Below are 6,607 nucleotides of genomic sequence, written 5' to 3'. Positions count from 1 at the left end.
GGCTACCGCCTTGGCTGCAGGTTTCGCTGCGGCTTTTGCTGCCGGCTTCGCGGCCGGTTTGGCTGCAGCTTTTTTCGCTACAGGCTTGGCTGCTGCCTTGGCTGCAGGTTTCGCTGCGGCTTTCGCTGCTGGCTTGGCTGCCGGTTTTGCTGCTGCCTTGGCCGCCGGTTTTGCTGCGGCTTTCGCTACTGGCTTGGCAGCCACTTTTGCCGCAGGCTTGGCGGCGGCCTTGGCGGCTGGTTTTGCTGCTGGTTTCGCTGCGGCTTTGGCAGCTGGTTTAGCGGCAACCGTCTTGGCTGCGGCTGCCGGCTTCTTCGCGGCAGGAGCAGCCTTGGCGGCTGGTTTCTTTACTTCTGATTTCTTAGCGGCTGTTGCCATTTGTCTCTCCTTCATCTGAGATGAGAAATTTAAGCTACAAGATTTAAACCCGTCCGACCCACCACAGGGATAGGCCAGGCGAATTATTCATCGGCACAAACGGTCGTTTGCGCTAATGAATTCGGCACCAGCTGAACTGCTGCAACTCCTCACGTTTGCAGCACTTCAGCCATCGTCGGTGCCACCCTGCTTTATCTCGCAGCTGGTGGCAAAGTCTGAATTCGGTCATTCGTTTTCGATGCCGTGCGTTTTTTCGCTCCTCGCATCGCGCTCGCCACAACACCCATGCGTCAAATAAAAAACCGCCATGCCTGAAAAAATTCGGGCACGGCGGCAGACGAAAACGGTGTGGTTTTGTGCATATCCGTGTAAATCTGTATCCCTGTTTTGCGAGGTTTTTTCGCTACCGCGCTGGTTAAAAAACCCCGCATTCTAACGCTCGCATTTGCAATCTCATAAAGTACACGAAAACCTTGTCAATGCGCAACCGGCACGACACGTTTTCGCCCGCTTTTTTACACCTTACGCGTGCTATCGCACAATCGCGCGGCAAATGCCGATGCCAGCGTCTGCGGAAATGATTTTTTGGGTTCGCGATGCGGCCATGCGCGGCATCCGAAAAACCTGCCGCAAGCCTCGTCGCCTGGCGTGATGATGCAGGTATTTTTCCGCCGCGACGCAGGCGAAAAAAAAGCGCCGTCAGGATGACGGCGCTTTTGGGCATTGACTGAAAAACGCTTATTCCCAGTTCAGCGCACCACCGGTCTGGTACTCGGTCACGCGCGTTTCGAAGAAGTTACGCTCCTTCTTCATGTCGATCATTTCGCTCATCCACGGGAATGGGTTTTCTTCCTGGGCGAACAGCGGCTCGATGCCGATCTGCTGCGCGCGGCGGTTGGCGATGAAGCGCAAATAGCCCTTGAACATCGGCGCATTCAGACCCAGCACGCCGCGCGGCATGGTGTCTTCCGCGTAGGCGTATTCCAGTTCCACGGCCTTCATGAACAGGTCCTTGATCTCTTCGCGGAAGGCGGCCGTCCACAACTGCGGATTTTCCATCTTGATCGTGTTGATCAAGTCGATGCCGAAGTTGCAATGCATCGATTCGTCGCGCAGGATGTACTGGTACTGCTCGGCCGCGCCCATCATCTTGTTCTGGCGACCCAGCGCCAGGATCTGCGTGAAGCCGACGTAGAAGAACAGGCCTTCCATCAGGCAGGCGAAGACGATCAGGGATTTGAGCAGCTTCTGGTCGTTTTCCACCGTGCCGGTGACGAAAGCAGGGTCGGTCAGGGTGTTGATGAACGGGATCAGGAATTCATCCTTGTCGCGGATCGACTTGACTTCATTGTAGGCGTTGAAAATCTCGCCTTCGTCCAGGCCCAGGGATTCCACGATGTACTGGTAAGCATGCGTGTGAATCGCTTCCTCGAACGCCTGGCGCAGCAGGTACTGGCGGCATTCCGGCGCCGTGATGTGGCGGTAAGTGCCCAGCACGATGTTGTTGGCGGCCAGCGAGTCGGCCGTCACGAAGAAGCCCAGGTTGCGCTTGACCAGGCGGCGCTCGTCGTCCGTCAGGCCGTTCGGATTTTTCCACAGCTCGATATCGCGCTGCATGTTCACTTCCTGCGGCATCCAGTGATTGGCGCAGCCAGCCAGGTATTTGTCCCACGCCCATTTGTACTTGAACGGCACCAGCTGGTTGACGTCCGTCTTGCCGTTGATGATGCGTTTGTCGTCGGCATTCACGCGGCGCGCCACTTGCTCGGCGTTCGCTTCGGACGGCTCGGCACCGGCCGGCAGGTTCAATTCGGTATTTCCCATTGGCGCTTGCTGCGCCGGACGCGGCACAGCTGCCGACGTGGTTTCATCATCCCAGGACAACGACATATTCTTCTTCCTTTCCATGCCGGCAAGCCGGCGATCCGCAACAGGCCCGTTGTATCGGACAATGCGGACATTAACAACATTGAATCAGCCCGACCGTGCCGGGCTGACAACTTTAAATTCTTTAAAAACCGTCGCGAGCAAGCCCGATATCGGGTCGAGTAGCGGAGCCGTACTTTAGTACGGTGAGCAACACAGAACCCGAGAGGGGGCTGCGCAGCAGGTTTTTACTGGCAGGCTTCGCATTCCTCGAAACCATCATCACCCGGACGCAGGTAGCAAGCTTCGCCATCGGCGTCGTCCGCTGCCGCTGCCACTACCGGCGCCACGGCCACTGCTGCTGCCGCGACGACCGCTGCCTGGGCGCTCTGCGCGCTGGCCGACATGCCGCCATCGACTGCCACGGCGTTCAGGGCACCCGTCTTGGAGGTCGATTTCTCCATGTGGGTAGCGGCGATGGTACGCAGGTAGTAGGTGGTTTTCAGGCCACGCAGCCATGCCAGCTTGTAGGTTTCGTCGAGCTTCTTGCCCGAAGCGCCAGCCATGTAGATGTTCAGCGACTGGGCCTGGTCGATCCACTTCTGGCGACGCGAAGCCGCTTCCACCAGCCAGCTAGGCGACACTTCGAAGGCGGTGGCGTAGATATCGCGCAAGTCTTGCGGGATGCGGTCGATCTTCACCAGCGAACCGTCGAAGTACTTCAGGTCGGAGATCATGACTTCATCCCACAGGTCGCGCGCCTTCAGGTCGCGCACCAGGTAACCGTTGATCTCGGTGAATTCGCCCGACAGGTTCGATTTCACGTACAGATTCTGGAACGTCGGCTCGATACAGGCCGATACGCCGATGATGTTCGAAATGGTCGCCGTCGGGGCGATCGCCACGCAGTTCGAATTGCGCATGCCGAACTTGGCGATGCGTTCGCGCACCGGGGTCCAGTCCATGGCCGACGAGGAATCGACTTCCAGGTAGCCGCCGCGTTCTTCGGCCAGCAGTTTCACCGAGTCCTGTGGCAGGATGCCACGGTCCCACAGCGAACCGGCGTACGATTCATAGCGGCCGCGCTCTTCGGCCAGTTCCGTCGACGCCAGGTAGGCGTAGTAGCACACGGCTTCCATCGAGGTGTCGGCAAACGACACGGCGGCGTCCGAGGCGAACGGGATGCGCATCATGTGCAGACAGTCCTGGAAGCCCATCACGCCCATGCCCACCGGACGGTGGCGCATGTTCGAATTGCGCGCCTTGTCGACGGCGTAGTAATTGATGTCGATGACGTTGTCGAGCATGCGCATGGCGGTGCGGATGGTCTTGGCCAGCTTGACGTGATCGAGCTTGCCTTCCTTCATGTGCGCCGGCATGTTCACGGAACCGAGGTTGCAGACGGCGATTTCGTCAGGGCCCGTGTTCAGCGTGATTTCCGTGCACAGGTTCGAGCTGTGGACGACGCCGACGTGCGACTGCGGGCTGCGGATGTTGCAAGGATCCTTGAACGTGATCCATGGGTGACCCGTTTCAAACAGCATCGACAGCATCTTGCGCCACAGGTCCAGCGCGGCGATCTTTTTGAACGAACGCATTTCGCCGGCGGCTGCCTTGGCTTCGTAGCCCAGGTAAGCCTTTTCAAAGGCCTTGCCGACCAGGTCGTGCAAGTCCGGCGTTTCGGATGGCGAGAACAGGGTCCACTCGCCTTTTTCCATGACGCGCTTCATGAACATGTCGGGTATCCAGTTCGCCGTGTTCATGTCGTGCGTGCGGCGGCGGTCGTCGCCCGTGTTCTTGCGCAGGTCGAGGAATTCCTCGATATCCATGTGCCAGGTTTCCAGGTAGGCGCAGACGGCGCCCTTGCGCTTGCCGCCCTGGTTGACGGCCACGGCCGTGTCGTTCACCACTTTCAGGAACGGCACCACGCCTTGCGACTTGCCGTTGGTGCCCTTGATGTGGGCGCCCAGGGCGCGCACTGGCGTCCAGTCGTTGCCCAGGCCGCCGGCATACTTGGCCAGCAAGGCGTTGTCCTTGATGGCGTCGTAGATGCCTTCCAGGTCGTCCGAGACGGTGCTCAGGTAGCACGACGACAGTTGCGAGCGCAGGGTGCCCGAGTTGAACAGGGTCGGGGTCGAGCTCATGAAGTCGAACGAGGACAGCAGCTTGTAGAACTCGATGGCGCGCGCTTCGCGGTCCGCTTCGTTCAGCGACAGGCCCATGGCCACGCGCATGTAGAAGGCTTGCGGCATTTCGATGCGTACGTCATGGATGTGCAGGAAGTAGCGGTCATACAGGGTTTGCAGGCCGATGTAGCCGAATTGCAAGTCGCGGTCGGCCACGATGGCTTTCGCCAGGCGTTCCAGGTCAAAGCTGGCGAGTACCGGATTCAGCAGGTCGTTGGCGATGCCCTTGGCGATGTATTGCGGGAAATACGTCAGGTATTCGGCGGCAGCGGCCGCTTGCGGCACTTCCTTGCCGAACACTTCCTTGCGCACCGTGTGCAGCAGGATACGGGCCGTGACCTGGCTGTAGGCCGGGTCTTTTTCCATCAGCGCGCGCGCCGCCAGGATGGCCGACTTGTGCAGTTCTTCGACAGGCACGCCGTCGTACAGGTTCTTCACCGTTTCAGCCAGGATGGCATCGGCATCGACGTGCTTTTCCAGGCCGGCGCAGGCGGCGTTGATCAGGTCGCGCACTTCCTGCATGTCCAGCAGGCGGCGCACGCCGTTGTCAAGCACGTTCAGCTGGGGCGCGGCCACTTGCGCGGAAGCGCCCAGCGCTTCCTTCTGCAAACGGCGCTCTTCCATGTGCTTGGCGCGGTACAGCACGTAGGCACGCGCCACGTCGTGCTCGCCCGAACGCATCAGCGACAGTTCCACCTGGTCTTGCACGTCTTCGATATGGAAGGTGCCGCCGCCAGGATGGCGACGCACCAGCGCGGCGACGACGCCGTCGGTCAGCTGTTCCACCAGTTCGCGGACGCGTGCCGAGGCTGCGCCCTGGCCGCCGTTAACGGCCAAAAACGCCTTGGTCATGGCGATGGCGATCTTCGAAGGCTCAAATGCCACCACCGCGCCGTTGCGGCGGATGATGCGATAGTCGCCCAATGCCGCGCCCGTACTCGCCACGCTCTTGGCCGCGCCTGGCGCTGGCGATACTGGCGTTGGATGGATGGAAATATCTTGTGGTGATTGCATTGAAGCTCCCGTTGTCAGCTAAAGTCAGCCTGCAGTTTTGCTGCCGCGTGTGTTGTTGAATAGAACGCCCGATGGTCAGGGTTTCTTCAGATATTTGTTGCTAAATAGTAAATTTATAATGCATAAAACAGCTCAGTATCCATCTCGCCATACCGCACTGCCCGGCTGGCGCGAAACACGATCAAGGGTGATAATCCGCCAGTTCCAGTGCCTTATCAGCAATCCGGGTAGCTTAGACAATAATTCTGAAAACGTCTGTGATGGCACTACATATAGTCTTTACACTCAACTTCTGCACTAATTGTAGTGCCCATCGAAGGGCGATGCAATAGTTTTCCGGCATCCCTCAGCGTAATTTTTTGTATTTTCATATACGATTTCGGTTGACTTTTCAGGGCATGGATGGAAAGCCCAATCCCCGCGAAGTAAGCGCTAACGCAGCTTGCCCGCGCAGGGTTTCCAGCCAGCATTCTTGATAAAAATACCAGTCAAAAAAAGGCCCCGGATCCGTCTTCCTCCCCGGCGCGATATGCTCATGGCCGCGCACCTGGGACAAGTCGTAGCGCGCCACCAGCGCCGCCGTCAGCGCGGCCAGGACATGGTATTGCCGCCGCTGGAAGGGTATATCGTCCGCGCCTTCCATTTCGATACCGATGGAATAACCATTGCATTGCGGGCGTCCTTCAAAGGTGGACGCACCCGCATGCCAGGCACGTTGATCAGTAGAAACATATTGCAACAGCGCACCATCGCGCCGCACAAAAAAGTGCGCCGAGACCTGCAAGCCACGCAGGTCGGCGAAAGAAGGATCGGCATTATAATCTACCCGGCCCGTAAACAAGTCCGACACATGCGGTCCGCCAAAGTGGCCGCCCGGCAAGCTGATGTTATGGATCACCAGCAAGTCGACTTGCGCACCGTCCGGGCGCGCATCCTGGTACGGCGAGTCATAGCGCAGCGCGCCATCGCACCAGCCATCGTCATCTATCGTCCATGCGCTCATCTAGTAAGGCTTCCTGTATCGTCAATTTCTGCATGCGGTAACGCAGCTGGCGCACGCTGAGCCCCAGCTGGCGCGCCGCCCGCGCGCGGTGGTAGCGCGCCTGCACCAGCGCCAGCATGATCATGTCGCGCTCGGCCTGGCGCAAATACACGTCCAGCGG

5 protein-coding genes are annotated in these 6,607 nt (G+C 59.1%); 1 reads left to right on the top strand and 4 read right to left on the bottom strand.

Annotated features, from left to right (window positions below):
• The coding region (locus tag K0F85_RS08110; protein ID WP_219115523.1) for a hypothetical protein at positions 1-397 on the top strand (397 nt) is incomplete at its 5' end.
• Positions 398-1,116: 719 nt separating this feature from the next.
• Here K0F85_RS08110 and K0F85_RS08105 read toward each other — a convergent pair.
• The 4 genes from K0F85_RS08105 to K0F85_RS08090 all read right to left on the bottom strand — a co-directional run.
• Positions 1,117-2,268: a ribonucleotide-diphosphate reductase subunit beta gene (locus K0F85_RS08105; RefSeq protein ID WP_219115522.1), complete on the bottom strand. Its 1,152-nt coding sequence runs from the start codon at positions 2,266-2,268 to the stop codon at positions 1,117-1,119.
• 224 nt (positions 2,269-2,492) lie between these two features.
• A complete protein-coding gene (locus K0F85_RS08100; RefSeq protein WP_219115521.1) occupies positions 2,493-5,444 on the bottom strand; it encodes a ribonucleoside-diphosphate reductase subunit alpha in 2,952 nt (983 codons plus the stop codon).
• Positions 5,445-5,835: 391 nt separating this feature from the next.
• On the bottom strand, positions 5,836-6,447 hold the full coding sequence (gene ampD / locus K0F85_RS08095; protein WP_219115520.1) for a 1,6-anhydro-N-acetylmuramyl-L-alanine amidase AmpD: 612 nt from the start codon (positions 6,445-6,447) through the stop codon (positions 5,836-5,838).
• The coding region (locus K0F85_RS08090; RefSeq protein ID WP_219115519.1) for a helix-turn-helix domain-containing protein at positions 6,425-6,607 on the bottom strand (183 nt) is incomplete at its 5' end. The genes ampD and K0F85_RS08090, both read right to left, overlap by 23 nt.

This window comes from Janthinobacterium sp. UMAB-56 (assembly GCF_900095265.1).
Classification (GTDB): domain Bacteria; phylum Pseudomonadota; class Gammaproteobacteria; order Burkholderiales; family Burkholderiaceae_D; genus Janthinobacterium.
This window is presented reverse-complemented; position numbering and strand designations above follow the sequence as displayed.

Excerpts from the sequence above, each read along its gene's own strand:
- ampD (WP_219115520.1), bottom strand. The coding sequence starts at position 6,447 with ATGAGCGCATGGACGATAGATGACGATGGCTGGTGCGATGGCGCGCTG.
- K0F85_RS08100 (WP_219115521.1), bottom strand. The coding sequence starts at position 5,444 with ATGCAATCACCACAAGATATTTCCATCCATCCAACGCCAGTATCGCCA.
- K0F85_RS08105 (WP_219115522.1), bottom strand. The coding sequence starts at position 2,268 with ATGTCGTTGTCCTGGGATGATGAAACCACGTCGGCAGCTGTGCCGCGT.